This window comes from Gracilibacillus massiliensis, from assembly GCF_001458115.1.
GTDB lineage: Bacteria > Bacillota > Bacilli > Bacillales > Amphibacillaceae > Gracilibacillus > Gracilibacillus massiliensis.
In genome coordinates this window covers 824876-845108 of record NZ_CZRP01000011.1, presented here as the reverse complement: position 1 = coordinate 845108, position 20233 = coordinate 824876, and the positions used below count along the sequence as shown (strand labels likewise).

Genomic DNA, 20233 nt, shown 5'->3' with positions numbered 1-20233 from the left:
GGAAAAATGCGACACTCCTGGGGGAATAGCGCGAGCTGAAGATCCACTTTGGAAAGTGGTTTTCTTTCCAAAGTTAGCTGAAGCCGTGCCCCCGGAAAGGGAGTGTTTTTCCGGAGCGTTGGATTAGCACTTATCTCAATACTTTTGCCAATAATCCTATGTCACTTACTTCGCAGTTTAGTTTTAATGTATCATAAAAAAAGCTTGAGAAGTGTTTAGACTTCTCAAGCTTCATTTTTACCACCAAACCAATGCAGCTAATGCTAGAATGGTTAGAAACGCGGCAAATGCTCCACCATAGAACATCATCGCTGGTAATTCATGACCTTTATGACTCATATGCATGAAATAGTAAAGTTGGAAAGCAACTTGTACGGCAGCAAGTACGAGTAATATTGGTATAACGAATAATTTATCTAATCCAGATGTCACCATTGCAAAGGCGATAATTGTAAAGATGATCATTAAAGCAAACGTAATAACCTGTTGCTTCATTTCTTCTTTTCTTTTTTGTTTTTCATACTCATGTTGCAGAGGAGATTCAGATACTTTTTCTGACATTTAAAGCACCCCCATAAGATACACTACTGTGAAGATAAATACCCATACAACATCAATAAAGTGCCAATATAAACTCGCAACGTAGAACTTAGGAGCGTTATATAAATTTAATCCTCTTTTCGCATTACGAATCATTAGGGAAACGATCCAAAGCAAACCGAAAACAACGTGACCACCGTGGAATCCAACTAAGGTATAGAAAGCTGATCCAAAAGCAGATGATCTCAATGTGAATTCATATGCATGAATATAGTGATAGAACTCATAGATTTCAAATCCAAGAAATCCTAGACCTAAAGCTACTGTAATACCTAACCAGATTTGCATCTTCTTGAAATCATTATTTTTCATATGATACATTGCATAAACACTTGTCAATGAACTTGTTAAAAGTAACATTGTCATAATGAAAACTAATTCTAGACCAAATAACTCTTCAGAAGATTTACCACCGTTTGTAGAATTATTCAGAGCTAAATAGGTACCAAATAAACTTGCAAAAAGAACTGCTTCTCCACCTAAGAAAAACCAAAAACCCATAAATTTATTTTTACCTTCCAAGGTGGCCTTCTCAGGGTTTTGAGGCATTTGTCCTGGGTTTAACACATCATGTTCACTCATTATTCCCCTGCCTCCTTTTTCAAGTCTTCTTTATGGATATGGTATCCAAGATCATCTTTCACAGATCTGATTAACATACAACCGAGCGTTATACCCATACCGATAAACACAAGTGATAACCAAGCTATGTCAAGCTTTTGATAGATAAAACCGAATCCTGCAATAAACAATCCTAGAGACATTACAAATGGTAAGAAAGAATTGTTTGGCATATGGATATCTGTAAGTGGTTCTGCAGGTGTCATGCCTTTTCTGCCTTCCATTTTTTCAATCCATAAAGGATCTAAACCACGTACTAATGGTAATTGTTTAAAGTTATAAAAAGGTGGTGGTGATGGAATTGCCCATTCTAAAGTACGTCCATCCCATGGATCTCCACTTACTTTTTCATTTTTTACAGATGTCTTAATTATATTAATTAATAAGACGATCGTACCAACTCCCATTAAGAAAGCACCGATTGTACTAATTACATTACCTAAATCTAAACCTTGCCCTTCTAAATAGGTCCAATAACGACGTGGCATACCCATCAGTCCTAAGAAATGTTGGATAAAAAACGTCATATGGAATCCAATAAAGAATAACCAAAATGTCAGTTTTCCTAATTTTTCATCAAGAATAGTTCCAAACATTTTTGGCCACCAATAATGTGTCCCTGCAAATAAGGCAAATACAACACCACCAACAATTACATAATGGAAGTGTGCAACAACAAAGTACGTATCATGGTATTGGAAATCAGCTGATGCTGCAGCCACCATTACACCTGTCATACCACCTAAAGTAAAGGTTGGTATAAAACCAAGTGCCCATAACATGGCTGTATTAATTTGAATATTTCCACCCCAAAGGGTAAATAACCAGTTAAATATTTTGATACCGGTTGGTACTGCAATCGCCATTGTTGCTACGGCAAAGATCGAGTTCGCTGCCGGTCCCATTCCAACTGTAAACATATGGTGTGCCCACACCATGAATCCTAGAAAACCAATTAAAACTGTCGCAAAAACCATTGCCGTATAACCAAATAATCGTTTTTTAGAAAATGTTGAAATGATTTCACTAAATATACCAAAGGCTGGTAAGGCTAAAATGTACACTTCAGGGTGTCCAAAAATCCAGAATAAATGTTGCCAGATTACTGAATTACCACCCATAGATGGGTCAAAGAAACCTGAACCAAATAAACGATCAAACATCATTAAGAATAAACCAACCGTTAATGCCGGAAATGCAAATAAAATAAGTGCACTTGCAACAAAAGCAGTCCAAGTAAATAATGGCATACGCATATAAGTCATACCGGGTGCACGCATATTTACAATCGTTACTAGGAAGTTAATCCCCCCGATTAACGTACCTGCACCTGAAATTTGAAGACCTAATACATAATAATCTACACCTTCACCAGGTGATGTTGTGGAAAGTGGTGCATATGCTGTCCATCCAGCATCCGCCGCTCCCCCAGTGAACCATCCCACGTTTAGCATGATACCACCAAATAAAAATAACCAGAAACCTAAAGAGTTTAAAAATGGAAATGCAACGTCACGTGCCCCGATTTGCAAGGGCACTACTGCATTCATAAAAGCAAAAATTAACGGCATCGCTGCCAAAAATATCATTGTTGTTCCGTGCATGGTGATTAATTCATTGTAAAAACCTGCACTAACAAAGTCGTTCATCGGTTGCACTAATTGCCATCTAATAGCAAGTGCTTCTAAACCACCTAGGATAAAGAAGAAACCACCCGCAACTAAATACATAATAGCAATTTTTTTATGGTCTACTGTTGTTAAATAGTCCCAAATAGTAGAACCGAAGCTTTTTTTGTTATTAGCTACCATTGTACTCACGTCTAGTTAACCTCCCTTTAATTGTTGTTCTCTGCCTCTTCTTCTTTAAATTGCTCTACACTATCAACAGGTTCATCTGTTGCTTTTAACTCCATTAAAAAGTCAGCAATTTTTTCAGCATCCTCTTCTTGAATTGAATTATCTTGTAAATATGGAGCGCCAAGCATACCATTACCTGGTTTCATTTCAGCTGGATCCATAATCCAATTTACAATAGCTTCTTTACTATAATTTTTGATGCCAGCAACCATTGTTCGATTTCCAAAATCAGCTAAGTTAGGACCAACAACAGGATTACTCGAACTTGCATCTATTGCATGACAACTTATACAACTATTTGCGAACATTTCTTGTCCTTCTTGTGCTGTAGAAGATTCAGCAGTATATTCAGGATCAGTGTTTTGCATACCTTCTACCCACTGATCGTATTCTTCCTGACTAACTACTACAACTTTGAAATCCATTAAAGAGTGTGAATCACCACAAAACTCTGTACATTTCCCCCAATACACGCCTTCTTCATATGCTTCAATGTACATCGTATTTTCATTATCAGGGTTTACGTCCATTTTCCCTGAAATAGACGGTAACCAGAATGAATGAATTACATCACTTGATAACATGTTCAAATAAACTTTTTCATTTACTGGAATGTACAGTTCCTGGCTTGTTTGTATTTCTTCATTGGCATATTCAAAATTCCACCAGAATTGCATCCCTTGTACATTAACATTAATACTGTCTTCTTTTTCGGATTCATCTGCTAAATCATATGTACTAGCAATAGTTGGAACCGCAATAATAATTAGAAGTAAAATAGGAATAACTGTCCAAACAACCTCTAACGTTTTGTTCCCCTCTGTTTGTTTCGGTATATGATTTTCTTGTCCTTTTCTTTGACGGAATTTAAAAATTACATACACATAAATCGCCATTACAACAATAAAGACAAAAATCATAACTAGAATTGATATCAAAATGACATTAAATGATTCCTCTGCCCCATATCCTTTTGGCACTAATGCAGTTAGATTGTCTTTACCGCACGCAGAAAGTATGATTACCAAAAAAGAAAATAATGACAGAGTTCGGATTTTTCCCATCCATTCTTTCATTTTTAACCCTCTCTTTCTTTTTTTAACTTAAAATATTATTTAGAAAAACCTGAAAAAATTCAAGTTCTACTGACAAAAAAACTCCTATTAGTTATTATAACAAATTACTTGGAAAAGTAATAATAATCATTGAAAAGAAAATGATTGTTAAATATAACAAGGAATAAATAAACATTTGATTAGCCCATTTATAATCGTCTTTTGCAAAGAAACCTTTGATTGCTAAAACGAACCATCCAATATTTAAAATAGAAGCTAATACAATAAAAAGCAATCCCAACTGATGCAAGAAAAAAGGGATCGGTATTAAACAAATGATATAGATTAGCATTTGCCGTTTCGTAATTTCAAAACCATGAATAACTGGTAACATTGGAATATTTGCATTTCGATAATCTTCGACTTTTTTCATGGCTATTGCTAAAAAATGTGGCGTTTGCCAAATGAAAATCAATAGAAATAACACCCATGCACTTGCTCCTAAATTTGGTTCTACTGCTGACCAACCTATCAATGGAGGTACGGCTCCAGATAAACTTCCTATTGCAGTATTGATCGTATATTTTCGTTTAGACCAAATCGTATATAAAACTACATAGCTAAACCACCCTACTAAACCAAAAAGAGCCGTTGGGATAGATGCTAATGATAACACTAAAACCCCTATTACGGAAAGTGCTATTCCAATAGTAAGCACATGTATGATATCAATCGTCCCTGTTACAGTAGGTCTTGATTGTGTTCTTTTCATCACTTGATCAATATCTCGATCATAATAATTATTAATCACACAACCGCCTGCAATAACAAATGCAGTACCTATTAAGGTCACAAGCAGTACATGCCAATATTGTGACAAGGAGGAACCTGTATAAAACAAGGCTAACCAAAACCCAGCAAATGCAGTCATAGTGTTCGAATTAATGATACCAACCTTCATCAATGATTTTAATTCTGACCAACTATATAAATATTCATTAGTGTGTGTTGATAAAATTGGTTCATTCGACGAAAACTCCATTTTATCCATTTTTAGTTGTTACCTCCTTTCCAACATTTCAAAACATAAAAGTATGTAAATCAATTCTTTACAAATAGTGATTTCACTATGATAAACTACCAAACAATGATATTGTACCATGTATTAAGCTGCTTCGCTATTTAAGTTGTCTAGAGATTTTTAAATATGACATTTTTGTGAACAATTAAACGAAATAGATTATATATGACACGAAGCGACTTTATTTTGTTATAATTAACAAGATTTTTATAATGTTTCTTCTATTATGCCCTATTTATTTCTAGCATAATCCATTGTGATTTTGCAAGGGTTTAACTAAGTGTATTTATAATTGAGAGATGTTAAGCTATCAGAAAATGATTATGGAATAATAGATGATCAGCTAGACGAAGAGGTGTATATATTTAATGAAATTTTTGAAATACTTATCAGTTTTATCAACAATTGCTATGATGTTTGTACTTGTAGGAGGTGCACTTGTTACAAAAACAGAATCTGGTATGGGGTGTGGAGCCAATTGGCCATTCTGTTACGGTGATTGGTCCTTGGAGATGTTCATCGAGCTTAGTCACCGTATCGTTTCTGGAGCCACAGGTTTTTTAGTTTTATTATTATCGATTCTATCCTGGAAGTTAATCGGTCATATTCGCGAAACAAAATTCTTAGCATTTATTTCGATTTTCTTTCTGGTTGCCCAAGGTTTAATAGGAGCTGCTGCGGTGCTCTGGTCACAGTCTGATTTTGTGCTGGCACTTCACTTTGGAATTTCTCTCATTTCCTTTGCTGCCGTTTTATTACTTACTTTATTAATTTTTGAAATTGACCAAAAGTTCGATGCATCCTCATTAAATATTAGCGCATCTTACCGTAAACAGTTTATCTGGTTGACGGTGTACATTATGTTTGTAGTCTACTCTGGAGCACTGGTAAGACACATTGATTCAAGTCTTGCCTGTCCTAGTTGGCCATTTTGTAATAATGGTCAACCTTTCAGTTTTGATTATCATCTAGGACAGTGGGTGCAAATGGGGCATCGTTTATTAGCCGGTATTGCGTTTGTTTGGACATGGGTGATATTCTTTAAGATCAAACGTGACTATCGAAATCATCGCGTCATGTACCTAGGATGGATGATTGCAACAATTTTCATATCAATCCAAGTTATCCTAGGAGCATTTGTTATCTTTACGATCGGTAACTTAATAATTGCTCTATTACATGCATTATTTATCACATTGTTTTTTGGATTGTTATGTTATTTCTTATTATTGTCATACCGTAGTAGTAGAATGTAATATATTTAAGGTTGTTAATTAACCTAAAAAAGCAAAGCCTAAAATTTAGGCTTTGCTTTTTTTATAGCTTATGACATTTATCAAGTCTTAATCGTGCGAAGTAAACTTATATTAACGTGAAGAATATGTTTGCCTAAACCTATTGGAAGTGACTTGTTTATTTGTTTCTTGCTCTTCTGGTATTGTAGATTCTTCATTAAATCGGTGATAATTTACATGTCTGGTAATGTTATTTAAAATGCCAACTGAAAATAATAACACCACTAGCGATGTCCCACCATAACTAACAAAAGGTAATGTTACCCCTGTGATAGGCAATAATCCACTGATCGCCCCTAAGTTAATAATTGCTTGAATACCTATCATTGATGATATTCCTATAGCCAGAAGACTGCCAAAAGCATTTTCGCACTTTTTAGCAATGAATAAACCTCTTAATACAATAATACTTAAATTTACTAAAACAAACAATACACCAAATAATCCTAGTTCTTCGGAAATTACCGCCATAATAAAATCACTTTCAGCTTGTGTTAAATAACCTAATTTTTGAATACCTTGTCCAATACCTACACCTGGAACTCCACCAGTTCCAATAGCTATATAGGACTGAATAAGCTGGTAACCACTATCTTCTGGATCTTCAAAAGGTTGATAAGCACCCGTGAAACGTGAGGCTTTTTCATCTGTTACCATTTGAAAGCCAATCGCTATAAGAATAGTCACTCCAATAAAGATTAGTAATGATAAGTGTTTAAATTTTATCCCAGAACTAAAAATAACAGTACATGCGATTGAAAAAATAATAGCTGCAGTTCCGACATCTGGCTGTTTGATAATTAAGGCTAGCAAAAGACTAGTAATGGCAAGTGGTGGTAAAACAGCTTTAAAAAAATCACCTATGTAGGCTTGTTTTTTTGTATAAATTGCCGCTAAATAGATAATTAAACCTATTTTAATAAATTCAGAAGGTTGTACTGAAAAAGATCCTATATATATCCAAGACTTAGAGTAATTAAGAGTTACTCCAAAAAGTTCAACTGCTAGTAATGCCATTACCATCACAAGAACAATCCACTTTGTTAATTTTTGGTATATTTTATAATTAAAAAAACAAGCAAACAAGAAACCTACCAATCCAACTGTGAACCATATACCTTGTTTTAATGCCAGACTATACGCAGGCTCATCTTTCATGACTGAAGTCACCATACTGGCACTGTAGATCATCACTATACCGAATCCTGATAACAGTAAAGGTGGTAGCATTAATAAAAAATCAAATGTTTTTGTTTTTTGCTTCATATTGAATACCTCGATAGTTTCTATATCATTGTAATTATTCTATCACAAATTAAGCTTCTATTAATATAGGTCATTTTATATAATATTAGTAAAAACTCAACTTTCGCACACTGAAATAGGCAGGTAAGCCCTGATGTAGATAGGTAATCCTGCAATCCAGTGTTGGACTTGATTTTTGATTAATTTTTGTACCTTCTTGTTGCTCTGTTTCAAGGCATCTTCAAGAAGCTCGATCAACTGCTGAAGTGCCACAGCCCAATCGAGATCATGAATTTCATCACATAATTCATAAAACATGCCGCCAAGTGTTCGCTCGTCTGTGCTACATCGGTTTTGCCACGAGAGAATAATATATCGTGCAAATACGATGGTCGTATGACTAATTAAACCGTCATACGAACGACTTTGGAACTCTTTTTGAAGCTTCAAAAGAGATTTTGTTGTTTTGAAAAAAACTTCAATGTCCCATCGCATCCCATAAATACGAATGATTTCTTGATCACTAAGTGTACAATCGGTGCTTAGAATAGCTAACCATTCACTCTTTTTATTTCGATTACGAACAAAGACAACTTTAATAGGAACGCCATTCGCTTGTGTGGTATGAATCGAACGAAGAATGCCTTTCTTTCCCCCTGTTGGTTTCGCAAAACGATAAAGGTCCTTTAAGCTTGCAAGGTGGCATTCACAGGGTAACGCTGTTTCAAGTTCTTTACCATGCCAATGACGTCCAACCCTTGCTCTTTTATTTCCTTAACGAGAGGCTGATACGTGAACCAAGAGTCCATCAGCACATAGGAAGCATCGATACCGGCATTCATGGCGCGTTCCACCATACCTGGTAGTTGTTCAGGTGCGGTTTGTAATGCTTCTACTCTACGTTTATAACCGGAACTACGCTTATCAACTTTTGATGATATACCATTGATTTGGCTTTTCTTTGAGCTCAATAAGGAAAAGTCCACTGGAATGAACGTTGCACCATCTGACCAGCCAAGCGTGAGCATACGGAATCCTTTATAAAAGCGCATCTTTTGGGATGCATGGTCAAAACAGCGAGCTAATAATTCAACGGATTTACTGCGATTACGATCATACGAAGAATCGTCGACAATCAATACTTTTGGTCGATCATGACTCGTTAAGTTCGTTACTTTTCCAATGGTATGAGCGCTTAGAAATAGTAAAAACCTTCTCCAAGCAAAGGTAGATTTGTTTAAAAAGCGATAGACGGCATTCTTCTCTGGACAATCATTCGCTTTGTTACTTTGAAGTACTTGATACCAGTTCTTATTTTCAAAGATCAAACAAAAAATCAATTGAAAAAGATAGGCACAAGTAAAGCCGACAGACTTTGTAATACCAGCTTTTCTAAGATGCTTATACACGTTTAATTCTTTAAAGATGGAGGAAAGTTCATTTGGTAGTTGATTATTTTGGTCATTATTCGCTATCATATAGGAGACACCTCTTCTGTATTGGTAGTGTTTTCTAGTCAATTACACTATACCAAAAGTTGAGGTGTTTTTTTATACCTATTTCGATTGTCAATGAGCATATTTGAACAGTAATAAGCTTTACAGCTAGTTATATGGAATGCTTTTTTCTAGCTGCGAAAGTTGAGTAAAAACATAAAAACTTTGCCCAAAATGGCAAAGTTTTTGAACTTTTCCGATTAAACGTTTTGTGATGCTTCGTGCAGTACATTTAATTGTCTTTCTAAATTATCTAGTAACTCCTTACCGTCCTCTTCTTGAATGAGCTCTAAGCGGACAGCAAAATCTATTTCTCTAGATAATCCAAACATTTGAGTATCCAGTACTTCTTCATATAAAGGGCACTGAGGCATGGTTAAATTATCTATTTGAACTTTTATTAATTGCAGAATCTTATCCGCATCTGCCTTTAGAAGGGCATAGGCTTGCTTCTCTTTACTTAAAGCCACTTCAGGTATCAAAAAAATCCCCTCCGTCTATAAAACTTCTATTATTAATTTTATCGTGAAAATTTCTAAATTGCAAGATAATACAAATGTTCACAAACTATCTCTATAGTTATAATTAATTAAAATGCATTTTTTTTAAGAGTCTGCTATCCTTAATAGTAACGTATAAATGAAGAGGTGAAAGATAATGATAATCCAAATTAAAGGAAATGTTAAATATCCTATTACATTAGACCCTAGTGTCTGGATTTTTGATGACAGAAAAGTCAGATTGGAAGAGGCTTTTAATGATGCAGCTCCCTCAAGTGAAGAAAAAATCGAATCAAACAGTAAGCTTAATAAACCACCAGTCAATAACAGCATCAAAAAATATAATAAAAAAGAATTGCTCGAGAATTCTTATGTCATGCCAATCAAAGAATTTATCGAAAATGCAGAAATGAACGAAAATGTTACCAAAGCTAACTTGGTAATGAAAGATGATACTAAAACAATCTCAAAGGAACAACTTATAAACAGTTATTTGTTATTTTCTATCGATGGCAAACAAATAAAAGATCAAGGTCCTGCTTATTTGTATTTTGGAGATGGTTCAAATCAAGAAAACCCAATAAAAGGTATTAAAGAAATCGAAATGATTTAAACAATTCTTTCGTCCTTTCTTCTACTCGTTAGTATATTTTATTATTTATTACAGAAAATATACAGAGAAGAAGGAGGGATTTTTTTATGAAATATTTAATTATGTGTAGTTTACTATTTGTGTTGTTTGGTTGTCAGCAAGATGTACAAGAAAATGATTTATCCACTAGCACAGATAATATTGGTGCAGTTCAAGTCAAAAACTCTGATCCATCTGCACCAGATGACGCAGATAATCAAGAAAAAGCTCAATATTTAGCAAATCTTGCAAGTAAAGTGCCAAATGTAAACGATGCTTCCGCTCTTATTACGAACCGAGGGGTAATTGTAAGTGTTGATGTAAATGAGGATTTAGATCGGACACATGTTGGATCAATAAAATACTCCGTTTTAGAAGCTTTAGAACATGATCCCTTCGGCAGAAAAGCAATTATTGTAGCTGATGCAGATTTGCATAAAAGAATTCAAGGGATGGGAAATAAAATACAAGATGGGCACCCTATCGAGGCAATTACTGAAGAACTCGCTAATATAACAGGAAGATGGATGCCTGAACTGCCTTTAAATGAAAAACAATCCGATAAAATTGATCAAAATAAACAAATGATCGATGAAAAAGAAGAACAGGAATTGGAAAAAATAAATCAAGAACAATCTAATCACCAGAAAGATCGATAGTGTATAACTCTCAAAGTACTTCACACAAAGAAAGAAGCCGTGTATGGTCGGCTTCTTTTTTTATGATTCTTTCACTTTATTATAATAATCGACACCAAATTGAGACCCTTCGGCAACCATGTCGGCATTTTCTAAATTATCTTTTCCAGGGTCCCCTGCTTCCTCAATTGGTAAGTCTGTATTCTCATTTATGAATGAACTTCTTAAGTCACTCCATTTAGTCTTAATCATATCTCTTCGGTTTTTATCCATTAATAAATAAGATAAAGTAGCCACACCTGCAGCTCCACCAACCATACTTATTACATTCCTCTTGCGCATATCTAAACCATCCTTTCTGTATTTCTATCTAGTATAGTTTTACCCCCAGCACCTAAAATAAAACATTATTTTTGAATTTTATCACGATGCAAGCGCCCTTAATACTCTAAACGAAAAATTCTATCGTTAGTAAAGGAGATAGGTGAGGAATAACTCCCGATAATTGCAGAATCACTTTATGGTTTTATGACGTTTTATGTTACAATAACAAAAAGACTGACGAATAACTTGAGGTGAAAGTATGAGAGTGAAATGTGTAATATGTGATTCTATTAAAAAAATAGACAATGATTGCCCAAAAGCTAAAAAGTTACGAAATCGTCTTATTCACACGTACATGTGTCCCGAATGTGACGAACGCATCGAAAAAAATACAATGGCAAGACATAGAACAGGTAATTTTAAGTTGTATAGAAAAAAAGAAGTGCAAGATCAATATTTATCTTAATTTTAATAAACAAAAAGAAAAGGCTGGGCAATTTTAAAGTGGTCCCTATGTCAAGGACACTTTTAAAAAAAGGCCTTAAATTTAGATGATTAATATCGTATTCTTCTGTTAAGGAGAAGATACGACATAAGAACCAGTACCTCTTCTGCCATAGAAAGTTACTGGTTCTTAAATTTTATCCGTGTCTTAGATGTATATATGAATAGAAATTTTATAAAGTCATTTGATAGCTTTCAAGTATTTATGCTGGGGGAAGATAGGCCGAATTACATTCATAGGTATTGTAACCAATTGGATGATTCACAATGGCAATGGTTTTATGAACAGATGTTGGAACCTGTTGCTTTTGTTACGGACATCACGTATCTTTTCTATGTACTAAAGTGGATTCTAAAGTATGACTTTGACGATTTATCCTATGCTGTGTATTTTCAGGATATTATGAATCCCGAATGTATTCCGCAGTCACAAATCAAAGATGAGTGGTTGGCGAAACTGTTGGATCGCTATGAGCAACGTTTGAAGAAGGAATTATCGGAAATCCATTATAGCTCGAATGTTACTATTGATGATGACGCTGGTATATTCTAAGTGGGTATTCACCTGTTTTTAAATACGCTGCATATTGATTAGGGGAGAGTTTTGCTAGTTTCCATTGATAACGGTCATTATTATAATAATCCATGTAGTTATCAACCTCTTGGCAAAGCTCCTCAAAACAATGGCAGTTTTTCAAATTGAGTTCATCCTTCATATGCCCGAAAAATGACTCCTGCGGTGCGTTGTCCCAACAGTTACCACGTCGGGACATGGATTGCCTAAGTTCCTTATCTTTTAACAGTTGTCGGAAAGAGACGCTTGTATAGTGACAGCCTTGGTCAGAATGGATGATGGCATCCGTCTCTAAGTTATTACCATGCGTTTTTAGTAGGATTTTAATTGTTTCCAATACAAAATCGACTTCAAGTGATTCACTTGAAACGTATGCCAGTACCTGTTTCGTGTAACCATCCTTTATGACAGAGAGATAAGCTTTACAGCCATTATTGTAATAAAGATAAGTTATATCTGTAAGTAGTATTTTTCCTGCACCATGTTGTTCAAATTCTCTATTTACTATATTTTCTGATATGGTATCTGTCCTCAACGCTTTAGCCATTCTTCTGTATGGATTTGCCTTTCTGATTGGACAAAATAAACTAAACTTTTTCATGAGGCGACTGATTTTCTTTTGGTTCATCCTTATGCCCATATGCAGAAGGCGCATATATATGCCTCGTCTGCCTTTGTCATATCCGCGAAAACGATATGCTTCCAATATTAGTTCAAAATCTTTTTTATCCTGCTCATCTTTCTTTATGCGTTTCTCTGCGGACTTCAACCAGTTGTAATAACCACTTCTTGACACACCTGCCATATCACAAAGCCAATAGATATTAAGCTCATTATTATCTCTTAATGTTATTTCTTCGATGTGTCTGAATTTTTCTTCTGGCGTTGCTTCTGGTTTTCCTGCCACTCTGCCTGCCTGTCTAGAAATTCTGTTTTTTTTAGAAATTCATTCTCTTGTTTTAAGTATCTGATTTGATGTTCCAATCGCTTTATTCGGTCGACATCCGTTAATTCCTTAGTGGAAGGACGACCAGAATTTTTCCCTCTCAGGTCTTGATAACCGTCTATTCTCGATGCATACTCCTTAATTCTTTGAACCAGACTGCTTCTTCTCTTTTCACCTAAAAGAGTCGGATCAATTCCCATATCACTTAGTATAGCTGATGGTCCTTTTCCAGTTTGGTATTCGTGATGAAAACGTTCTTTAAATTCTTTTGTGTAAGAAATAGTTGTTTCACTTACTTTCTCGATGAAAGGATTGGACCGTAGCTGTATTTGTTGTTCTTCTGAAAATTTGTTTCTCCCCATTTTTTCAACCTCACCTATTAGAATAAGTTAACTATAACAAAAAAAAGACCCTGCAAAACAGAGTCAGTAAAAATTCAAGGACATGCCTCTTTTTTTAAACTGTCTATTCTACAGGGTCCATTTTATTTATCGCTCAGCCTTTTCTTTTTGTTTATTCTGTTTACGTTCTTGCGAAAGGCGTAAACGGTATATACCCATTACCACTGCAATAATAAATAAACTTTCTGCAAGTGGAAGATTTAATCCAAAAATAAGTGTTAAAAAGAATACACCAATGAATAACAAAATATAAATAATCAAAGATTTTAAAGGAGATAGCTTTTTTGCAAAACCAAACTTATAAGCCAAAATAGCAAACAAGACGACAGTCAAATAAAGTAGCATGAATCCTCTTATTAATAGTGCCATCTCGCCTTCATCTGCAACGTTTACCTCTCCACCTAGATCTTTCATAAAAAAATCAGCCACTGGCCAAAGATTGTCAGGTACTTGAATAACTGTTTCTCTTAGCATGTGAAACCTCCAAATTCTACATTCAAACAAATCTATTATACTTTAATCCACTTATAAATACAATTTCTATAAAAGTAAATTATTTTATGATATGCTAAAAATAGTTCTAAATATTTGAGGTGACACAATGAAGTTTCAATTCTCGAAGTTTATATTAGCAATTTGTGTGATTTTGGCATTTTCTGCAGCAGGAGTTGGTATTGCTCTACGTAGTATCTGGTTTATACTTATAGCCTTTTTAATCGGTTTTGCATTAATGGGTTTCGGAATCTCGCTAAAGAAAAAAGAGTACAATTAAAAACTAGCAATCCTTTGACTGCTAGTTTTTTTCAATTCACTTTAAATCAATATACGTATCTAAAAGCTGATGTTGTATTTGTTTATTTGTTGTTAATATCGTATTCTTTTCTAATAAATTAACAGGTTGACCATTTGCCTGGACAGTAACTCCTCCAACCTCATTGACTAAAATAAGCCCCGCCGCAAAGTCCCATGGTGCTAATCTCATTGTCAAATAAGCGTCCACAATTCCTTCTGCTACATATGCAAATTCTAAAGCTGCCGAACCATATGATCTTGTCCCTCGACAATCCTTAATCAATTGTTGCACTTTTTTCTCATTAATGCGTTTACTCTCACACGCTAAAGAGCTATTCAATGCGATGATGCTTGTTTCTAAATTTACCTGTTCAGTCAGTTGAGCTAATCTTTGTCCATTTCGAAAGGCTCCTTCTCCCTTGATTCCAGTATATAAGACATCATCCATCACATTATAGATAAAACCAATTTCACCAATACCATCATGGTAGATGCCAATGGAGATTGCAAAATTTCGCTTTTGGTGCACAAAATTCATTGTTCCATCAATCGGATCGATAATCCATATCGTACCATCCAAAGAGTCAACTTTATCTCCATACCCCTCTTCACCCACTATATGGTGGGATGGATATGTTTCTCGTATTTTCTCTGCAAAAAACTGTTCCGTTGATCGGTCTACTTCGGTTACTAAATCATTTGCATTTGATTTTGTATCAATTTGATAATTATCATGAATTTGTTCACGTATTAATTTTCCGGCTTGATAAATCCATTTTTCTGCATCATTATATATATTTTGTCGGATTGTTTTATTCATCAACCTTCCTCCATTCTCCTTAGAGTATCTTCTATTTTAGCAAAGAAAAGACTAATTGAAAAATATCGGGTGTTTCTTTTGCAATTAGATAATAATTATTATAAAATTATAATGATAATAAACAGATAGAAAGGTGAAATTTATGACATTCAATGGTTTTAGTAAGAAAGACTTTGAAACCTTCCATATTGATGGACTCGATCAAAGGATGGAAGCAATACAAGAGAGAATTCAACCAAAATTCAGGAGTATATATGAGGAAATTACTGATAATTTAAATGAAGTCACAGGTCACGATATGTATTTACATATTGCTAAACATGCTCGACGAACTGTAAATCCTCCAAAAGATACCTGGTCTGCATATTGCCATAACAAACGTGGTTATAAGAAACATCCTCATTTTCAGGTAGGTTTATGGGAAGATAATTTATTTATTTGGTTAGCTTTTATTTACGAGTTACCACATAAAAGTGAAATTGCTCAAAAATTTTTAAATGAGCTAGAAGATATTCAACAAACGATTCCTAAAGATTTTCAAATTTCACTGGATCATATGAAAAATCAAGCGTCATTAATTTCTGAAACGGATTTACAAGAGTCATTAGAGAGATTTAAAAAAGTAAAAAAGGGTGAATTTTTAGTTGGTCGAAGAATTGCAGCAGATGATCCGATTATTAAAGATGGCGACCAATTAGTAACAACAATCAAACAAACCATCCAACAACTGGCACCAATCTATCGCTCATCTATGAATCTTTAAATAGTATAAGGAGACTATGATATAAATATTTTATTGAAAATTTAAACACGAACCATGTAATATGTATTATTGCGCAATATCATGAAACTGCGCAACAAAAGATATAGTAATTTTGAAATTTTTTTAACTGGTTAACAACCGCTCCGGCTGCCCACTTCCCTTTCCGTGGGGTTTTCCCTTCAGCTAACTTTTTTAAGCAAAGAACGCTAAAAAAAGTGGATCTTCAGGTAAAACGTTCCCACAGGAGTGAAAGTGGGCGGCCTGCACTAATATAAGGCTTCTACAACTATTGTGCCAGCTAACATTTTGAGTTGTTACTCCAATCAACGAATTTTTCACAAGAAAGTAATGTCACAATGCAACTTCATGCTAGAGTTGTAAAATATCAAATTAGCGCAGACGTCCACTTCGACTCCTGGTGGATTAGCGTGATCTGAAGATCCACTTTGTAAAGTGATCTTCTTTACAAAGTTAGCTGAAGAGCATGCCCTCCGGAAAGCGAAGTGGGCAAGCCGTAGCGGTTGGTACGCTCATATTTACTGTCAAAATTACCACATCAGTTATTGCGCAGTATGTTCCTAATACTCATATAAAACCAAACGATTTCGAATGATTGTTTTTTTTTTTAGTTATAGAATTCTTTTATCTCAGTCTCTTTTTTAACAACTGTTTTACACTAAACGTTTTTACATCTTCACCAGCTTGTCATTTTCGAGATCTTTTGCTTTTTTTATTACTCGAAATGGTACATAGCCAGATTGTTTTTCAAATTGTTTATCTAATTGCTTTTCTTCACTTTTTGATGGCACAATCTCCTTGTAACGATTGTAAGCAGCTATTAAATCTTGCTTCAGCACTCCTTTTTCATAAGCTTTTTCAATTAAAGAATAATAATTGACCACATCTATAATTTCCTTTGTAGACCACGCTTCATCAATTGGATAGCTGTAATTCATCATAAAACACCTCTTATTTAGATTCGATCGTATTTTAACATGTTGTTTTACATAAGTACATCATTATAACTAGCTATTCTTCACATGATTTGCTATAATACCTCTTGCTTTATACTTAAATTTATTAAAGGAGCACTACCAAAAGCATGTATACTCAGACAGATACCCCATTATTTAGTGGCCTATTACATCATATCGAAAAAAAACCAAAAGCCTTTCACATTCCCGGGCATAAAGCGGGAAAAGGCATGGATCCATTATTTAGAGAATTCATTGGAAATAAGGCACTTGCTATTGATTTAATAAATATTGAACCATTAGATGATCTACATCATCCAAAAGGTATGATCAAAGAAGCACAACAGTTAGCAGCGAACGCATTTGGAGCAGATCATACCTATTTTTCAGTGCAAGGAACAAGTGGCGCTATCATGACAATGATACTAAGTGTCTGTAATCCAGGAGATAAAATTATCGTTCCAAGAAATATTCATAAATCGGTATCATCGGCTATTATATTTTCAGGTGCTATTCCCATTTTTATTCATCCAGAACTTGATCACAAACTAGGGATTTCCCATGGAATTACGCCTAATGCTGTATCAAAAGCACTGCATGCACATCCCGATGCTAAAGCGGTTTTGGTAATCAATCCTACCTATTTCGGAATTGCTGCTGATTTGAAACAAATCGTTGAAATTGCACACACTTTCCAAATACCAGTATTAGTTGACGAAGCACATGGTGTTCACATCCATTTTCATAACGAATTACCCTTATCTGCAATGCAAGCAGGTGCTGATATGGCAGCAACAAGTGTGCACAAGTTGGGAGGATCTTTGACTCAAAGCTCGGTTTTAAATCTCAAAGAAGGTCTTGTTAAGACTGAACGTGTACAAACCGTCATGTCAATGCTAACAACCACCTCCACTTCCTATATTTTGTTAGCTTCATTAGATGTAGCTAGAAAATATTTAGTTGAGCAAGGTGAACAGTTATTATCTGATACTCTTAAACTTGCCCAAAAACTAAGGGAAGATATTAATAAAATCCCTAATTTATATTGTGCAGGTAAAGAAATGTTAGGTACAGAAGCCACACATGATTACGATCCGACTAAAATTATTATTTCCGTAAAGGATTTAGGTATTACTGGACACGATGCAGAAGTTTGGTTAAGGGAAAGATTTCAAATTGAAGTAGAGCTTTCTGATATGTATAATATTCTATGTATTTTAACCCCTGCTGATGATCAGGATGACACGAATTATCTTTTAAAAGCGCTTTTGGAGCTATCTATGGAACTACTAACAAAAGCAAGTCAACAGGACGTTAAAGTTTCAATTCCAGAAATACCGATTCTTGCTGTCAGTCCTCGTGATGCTTTTTATGCTGATTATGAAATCATTCTCTTAGAAGACTCTGCTGGAAGAATTAGTGCAGAATCTATAATGGTGTACCCCCCAGGTATTCCGATTTTCATACCAGGTGAAATTATTTCAGAAGACAATTTAGCCTATATTTCTGAAAATATTAAATCTGGATTACCTGTTCAAGGCTTAGAAGACGAATCCTTGAAAACTGTTCGTGTACTGAAAGAGAGAGTAGCTTTTAAATAGAAGCCGGGACAAAAATATTTGTTGTGCAATATATCAATACTAAGCAGTAAATGATGTAGTCATTTTGACAGTAAATTTGTGCGTAACAACCGCTACGGCTTGTTCGCTTCCCTTTCCATGGGGTTTTCCCTTCAGCTAACTTTTCCAAGCAAAAACCGCATGGAAAAGTGGATTTTCAGGGAAAACGAGTCCCATAGGAGTGGAAGCGAACGCCTACGCTAGTTAATGTTCTAAAATATTTAAACAAAGACTACTATCGCGTAATATAAACGAAATACTTACAGAAAGATCAACATGATAGCTGTGACAACAGTTGTAGAATCCATTCAGAGCGAAGGCGTCCACTTTCACTCCTGCGGGATGTTTTTACCCTAAGATCCACTTTTTTAGCGAACTTTGCTTAAAAAGTTAGCTTAGGGTAAAAACCCGCGGAAAGGAAGGCGGGCAAGCCGCAGCGGTTGCAAAGCACATATAAAACCTCATAATTACCACTTCAGCTATGTCGCAGTATCTTCCAACTATGCATAAAAATCCAAACGATTAAGTTCGTTTGGATTTTTCTTATTTTATATTTCTTTTGTCACAGCCTTTGTTTACTCAGGCAATTTTAATGTCATTGGATCGGCCATTTCGTAGCCTTTCTCACGTAAACCTTTAACAATGTCCTCTAATGCCGCAGCTGTCCATTCACGATCATGCATCAATAGATTAGCTCCATCTGTTAAAAGTTCTGTATTAACCATAATATCTGCAATTGCATCTTTAGATCGATAGTCCGCTTCCCAATCATAGCCATAGGTCCAATTCATTAATAACATACCTTCTTCTTCTACCAAAGCTGAAGCATAGTCTGTATTTACCCCGTTTGGTGCTCTGAAGAATTTGGGCTTTTCACCAATAGTTTCTTCGATAAGTTCACTAAGCTCAAGAATTTCTTGCTTTTGTGTTTCTTCGTCTACTTCAGATAAACGTTGATGGTTATATGTATGGTTACCAATCGCAAAGCCCATTTCATGAATTTGACGCAACACATCTTTACTTTCTTCTGATTCAAGAAAATGTCCATTCACAAAAAAGATTGCAGGAGCGTCAAGTTGATCTAAGGTTTGAGCCATTTCTAAAGCATGACCATCAGGTGCATCATCAATGGTTAATAAAACAACCTTCTCATTGGTACCTTCTTCTATTGGAACCAAATTCCATATCTCATTTAATTCATACATTGCTTCTTTTATTTCTTCATCACCAGAGGTTTGCTCTGTTTCACCCTCCATTTCACTATCTTCATCAGGTGAGGTTTCCTCATCCGTTTCTGGTTCCGATTCATCAGTTGTATTCGTTTCCTGTTCTGTTGGCTCTTCTTCTGTTATTTGTTCTTCTCCTGATTCTTCTTCACTCTCGTTATTACTACACGCAACACTGAAAAGACCTAAGAATATTATGAGAAGCATTATGATACTTTTTCTAAACAAACTAGATTCCTCCTAAAAGCGTATTAACTGTTGTAAAAAAG

At 35.0% G+C, this 20233-nt stretch carries 22 protein-coding genes and 1 pseudogene; 8 read left to right on the top strand and 15 right to left on the bottom strand.

Annotation, left to right across the window (positions count from 1 at the left end):
- Positions 1-237: 237 nt before the first annotated feature.
- From ctaF to cyoE, 5 genes are all read right to left on the bottom strand, one after another.
- Positions 238-561, bottom strand: coding sequence for a cytochrome c oxidase subunit IVB (gene ctaF / locus BN3107_RS07545; RefSeq protein WP_058306995.1), 324 nt, complete (start codon positions 559-561; stop codon positions 238-240).
- Positions 562-1182 (bottom strand): cytochrome (ubi)quinol oxidase subunit III, encoded by a 621-nt coding sequence (locus tag BN3107_RS07540; RefSeq protein WP_058306994.1) that lies wholly within the window; start codon positions 1180-1182, stop codon positions 562-564. It abuts the gene before it with no gap.
- Positions 1182-3032, bottom strand: coding sequence for a cytochrome c oxidase subunit I (ctaD, locus tag BN3107_RS07535; RefSeq protein WP_187371008.1), 1851 nt, complete (start codon positions 3030-3032; stop codon positions 1182-1184). The genes BN3107_RS07540 and ctaD overlap by 1 nt, the downstream gene beginning before the upstream one ends.
- 26 nt (positions 3033-3058) lie before the next feature.
- Positions 3059-4156: a cytochrome c oxidase subunit II gene (gene coxB, locus BN3107_RS07530; protein ID WP_058306992.1), complete on the bottom strand. Its 1098-nt coding sequence runs from the start codon at positions 4154-4156 to the stop codon at positions 3059-3061.
- A 94-nt stretch (positions 4157-4250) separates the two neighbouring features.
- Positions 4251-5186, bottom strand: coding sequence for a heme o synthase (gene cyoE / locus BN3107_RS07525; RefSeq protein WP_058306991.1), 936 nt, complete (start codon positions 5184-5186; stop codon positions 4251-4253).
- Positions 5187-5584: 398 nt separating this feature from the next.
- On the opposite strand from cyoE, the gene BN3107_RS07520 reads away from it, so the two are divergent.
- Entirely contained in the window at positions 5585-6472 is an 888-nt protein-coding gene (locus BN3107_RS07520; RefSeq protein WP_058306990.1) for a COX15/CtaA family protein, read from the top strand.
- Between the two features lie 111 nt (positions 6473-6583).
- On the opposite strand, the gene BN3107_RS07515 is transcribed toward BN3107_RS07520, so the two are convergent.
- The 3 genes and pseudogenes from BN3107_RS07515 to BN3107_RS07505 all read right to left on the bottom strand — a co-directional run bounded on the left by BN3107_RS07515 (position 6584) and on the right by BN3107_RS07505 (position 9734).
- Positions 6584-7777, bottom strand: a complete 1194-nt coding sequence (locus tag BN3107_RS07515; RefSeq protein ID WP_058306989.1) for an FtsW/RodA/SpoVE family cell cycle protein — start codon at positions 7775-7777, stop codon at positions 6584-6586.
- A gap of 96 nt (positions 7778-7873) precedes the next feature.
- A pseudogene (locus BN3107_RS07510) lies at positions 7874-9234 on the bottom strand (IS4 family transposase).
- Between the two features lie 218 nt (positions 9235-9452).
- Positions 9453-9734: a YlaN family protein gene (locus tag BN3107_RS07505; protein ID WP_058306988.1), complete on the bottom strand. Its 282-nt coding sequence runs from the start codon at positions 9732-9734 to the stop codon at positions 9453-9455.
- A gap of 175 nt (positions 9735-9909) precedes the next feature.
- Between BN3107_RS07505 and BN3107_RS07500 the strand changes: the two genes are divergently transcribed.
- Both BN3107_RS07500 and BN3107_RS07495 read left to right on the top strand, forming a co-directional pair.
- Positions 9910-10365: a hypothetical protein gene (locus tag BN3107_RS07500; RefSeq protein ID WP_058306987.1), complete on the top strand. Its 456-nt coding sequence runs from the start codon at positions 9910-9912 to the stop codon at positions 10363-10365.
- An 86-nt stretch (positions 10366-10451) separates the two neighbouring features.
- Complete coding sequence (locus tag BN3107_RS07495; protein ID WP_058306986.1) at positions 10452-11042, top strand: YhcN/YlaJ family sporulation lipoprotein; 591 nt, start codon at positions 10452-10454, stop codon at positions 11040-11042.
- Between the two features lie 60 nt (positions 11043-11102).
- Here BN3107_RS07495 and BN3107_RS07490 read toward each other — a convergent pair whose 3' ends face one another.
- Complete coding sequence (locus BN3107_RS07490; RefSeq protein WP_058306985.1) at positions 11103-11363, bottom strand: hypothetical protein; 261 nt, start codon at positions 11361-11363, stop codon at positions 11103-11105.
- Positions 11364-11604: 241 nt separating this feature from the next.
- Here BN3107_RS07490 and BN3107_RS07485 point away from each other — a divergent pair, with 241 nt between their 5' ends.
- Together BN3107_RS07485 and BN3107_RS07480 are read left to right on the top strand one after the other, a co-directional pair.
- Positions 11605-11811 (top strand): YlaI family protein, encoded by a 207-nt coding sequence (locus BN3107_RS07485; protein ID WP_058306984.1) that lies wholly within the window; start codon positions 11605-11607, stop codon positions 11809-11811.
- Between the two features lie 198 nt (positions 11812-12009).
- A complete protein-coding gene (locus BN3107_RS07480; protein WP_058306087.1) occupies positions 12010-12402 on the top strand; it encodes a hypothetical protein in 393 nt (130 codons plus the stop codon).
- Here BN3107_RS07480 and BN3107_RS07475 read toward each other — a convergent pair.
- The 3 genes from BN3107_RS07475 to BN3107_RS07465 all read right to left on the bottom strand — a co-directional run bounded on the left by BN3107_RS07475 (position 12374) and on the right by BN3107_RS07465 (position 14244).
- The gene (locus tag BN3107_RS07475; protein ID WP_058306088.1) at positions 12374-13330 is read right to left on the bottom strand and encodes an IS3 family transposase; all 957 of its coding nucleotides are present in this window, start codon (positions 13328-13330) and stop codon (positions 12374-12376) included. The genes BN3107_RS07480 and BN3107_RS07475 overlap by 29 nt on opposite strands.
- Positions 13273-13731, bottom strand: a complete 459-nt coding sequence (locus BN3107_RS07470; protein WP_058306983.1) for an HTH domain-containing protein — start codon at positions 13729-13731, stop codon at positions 13273-13275. Before BN3107_RS07470 ends, BN3107_RS07475 begins: the two co-directional genes overlap by 58 nt.
- Positions 13732-13857: 126 nt before the next feature.
- Complete coding sequence (locus BN3107_RS07465) at positions 13858-14244, bottom strand: YlaH-like family protein (RefSeq protein ID WP_058306982.1); 387 nt, start codon at positions 14242-14244, stop codon at positions 13858-13860.
- 127 nt (positions 14245-14371) lie between these two features.
- Between BN3107_RS07465 and BN3107_RS19995 the strand changes: the two genes are divergently transcribed.
- On the top strand, positions 14372-14542 hold the full coding sequence (locus BN3107_RS19995) for a DUF5325 family protein (protein WP_187371005.1): 171 nt from the start codon (positions 14372-14374) through the stop codon (positions 14540-14542).
- Positions 14543-14578: 36 nt separating this feature from the next.
- On the opposite strand, the gene BN3107_RS07460 is transcribed toward BN3107_RS19995, so the two are convergent.
- The gene (locus tag BN3107_RS07460) at positions 14579-15382 is read right to left on the bottom strand and encodes an inositol monophosphatase family protein (protein ID WP_058306981.1); all 804 of its coding nucleotides are present in this window, start codon (positions 15380-15382) and stop codon (positions 14579-14581) included.
- Between the two features lie 142 nt (positions 15383-15524).
- Between BN3107_RS07460 and BN3107_RS07455 the strand changes: the two genes are divergently transcribed.
- The gene (locus BN3107_RS07455; protein ID WP_058306980.1) at positions 15525-16145 is read left to right on the top strand and encodes a YktB family protein; all 621 of its coding nucleotides are present in this window, start codon (positions 15525-15527) and stop codon (positions 16143-16145) included.
- A gap of 686 nt (positions 16146-16831) precedes the next feature.
- On the opposite strand, the gene BN3107_RS07450 is transcribed toward BN3107_RS07455, so the two are convergent.
- The gene (locus tag BN3107_RS07450) at positions 16832-17101 is read right to left on the bottom strand and encodes a UPF0223 family protein (protein ID WP_058307046.1); all 270 of its coding nucleotides are present in this window, start codon (positions 17099-17101) and stop codon (positions 16832-16834) included.
- Positions 17102-17247: 146 nt separating this feature from the next.
- Between BN3107_RS07450 and BN3107_RS07445 the strand changes: the two genes are divergently transcribed.
- Positions 17248-18720 carry an aminotransferase class I/II-fold pyridoxal phosphate-dependent enzyme gene (locus tag BN3107_RS07445; protein ID WP_058306979.1) on the top strand — a complete coding sequence of 491 codons (1473 nt, stop codon included), beginning with the start codon at positions 17248-17250 and terminating at the stop codon, positions 18718-18720.
- A gap of 593 nt (positions 18721-19313) precedes the next feature.
- Here the strand turns inward: BN3107_RS07445 and BN3107_RS07440 are convergent.
- Positions 19314-20192, bottom strand: coding sequence for a polysaccharide deacetylase family protein (locus BN3107_RS07440; protein ID WP_231735267.1), 879 nt, complete (start codon positions 20190-20192; stop codon positions 19314-19316).
- Positions 20193-20233 lie beyond the last annotated feature (41 nt).

Coding starts and splice junctions, on each gene's coding strand:
- ctaF (WP_058306995.1), bottom strand. CDS start 561: ATGTCAGAAAAAGTATCTGAATCTCCTCTGCAACATGAGTATGAAAAA.
- BN3107_RS07540 (WP_058306994.1), bottom strand. CDS start 1,182: ATGAGTGAACATGATGTGTTAAACCCAGGACAAATGCCTCAAAACCCT.
- ctaD (WP_187371008.1), bottom strand. CDS start 3,032: ATGGTAGCTAATAACAAAAAAAGCTTCGGTTCTACTATTTGGGACTAT.
- coxB (WP_058306992.1), bottom strand. CDS start 4,156: ATGAAAGAATGGATGGGAAAAATCCGAACTCTGTCATTATTTTCTTTT.
- cyoE (WP_058306991.1), bottom strand. CDS start 5,186: ATGGATAAAATGGAGTTTTCGTCGAATGAACCAATTTTATCAACACAC.
- BN3107_RS07520 (WP_058306990.1), top strand. CDS start 5,585: ATGAAATTTTTGAAATACTTATCAGTTTTATCAACAATTGCTATGATG.
- BN3107_RS07515 (WP_058306989.1), bottom strand. CDS start 7,777: ATGAAGCAAAAAACAAAAACATTTGATTTTTTATTAATGCTACCACCT.
- BN3107_RS07500 (WP_058306987.1), top strand. CDS start 9,910: ATGATAATCCAAATTAAAGGAAATGTTAAATATCCTATTACATTAGAC.
- BN3107_RS07495 (WP_058306986.1), top strand. CDS start 10,452: ATGAAATATTTAATTATGTGTAGTTTACTATTTGTGTTGTTTGGTTGT.
- BN3107_RS07490 (WP_058306985.1), bottom strand. CDS start 11,363: ATGCGCAAGAGGAATGTAATAAGTATGGTTGGTGGAGCTGCAGGTGTG.
- BN3107_RS07485 (WP_058306984.1), top strand. CDS start 11,605: ATGAGAGTGAAATGTGTAATATGTGATTCTATTAAAAAAATAGACAAT.
- BN3107_RS07480 (WP_058306087.1), top strand. CDS start 12,010: ATGAATAGAAATTTTATAAAGTCATTTGATAGCTTTCAAGTATTTATG.
- BN3107_RS07470 (WP_058306983.1), bottom strand. CDS start 13,731: ATGGGGAGAAACAAATTTTCAGAAGAACAACAAATACAGCTACGGTCC.
- BN3107_RS07465 (WP_058306982.1), bottom strand. CDS start 14,244: ATGCTAAGAGAAACAGTTATTCAAGTACCTGACAATCTTTGGCCAGTG.
- BN3107_RS19995 (WP_187371005.1), top strand. CDS start 14,372: ATGAAGTTTCAATTCTCGAAGTTTATATTAGCAATTTGTGTGATTTTG.
- BN3107_RS07460 (WP_058306981.1), bottom strand. CDS start 15,382: ATGAATAAAACAATCCGACAAAATATATATAATGATGCAGAAAAATGG.
- BN3107_RS07455 (WP_058306980.1), top strand. CDS start 15,525: ATGACATTCAATGGTTTTAGTAAGAAAGACTTTGAAACCTTCCATATT.
- BN3107_RS07450 (WP_058307046.1), bottom strand. CDS start 17,101: ATGAATTACAGCTATCCAATTGATGAAGCGTGGTCTACAAAGGAAATT.
- BN3107_RS07445 (WP_058306979.1), top strand. CDS start 17,248: ATGTATACTCAGACAGATACCCCATTATTTAGTGGCCTATTACATCAT.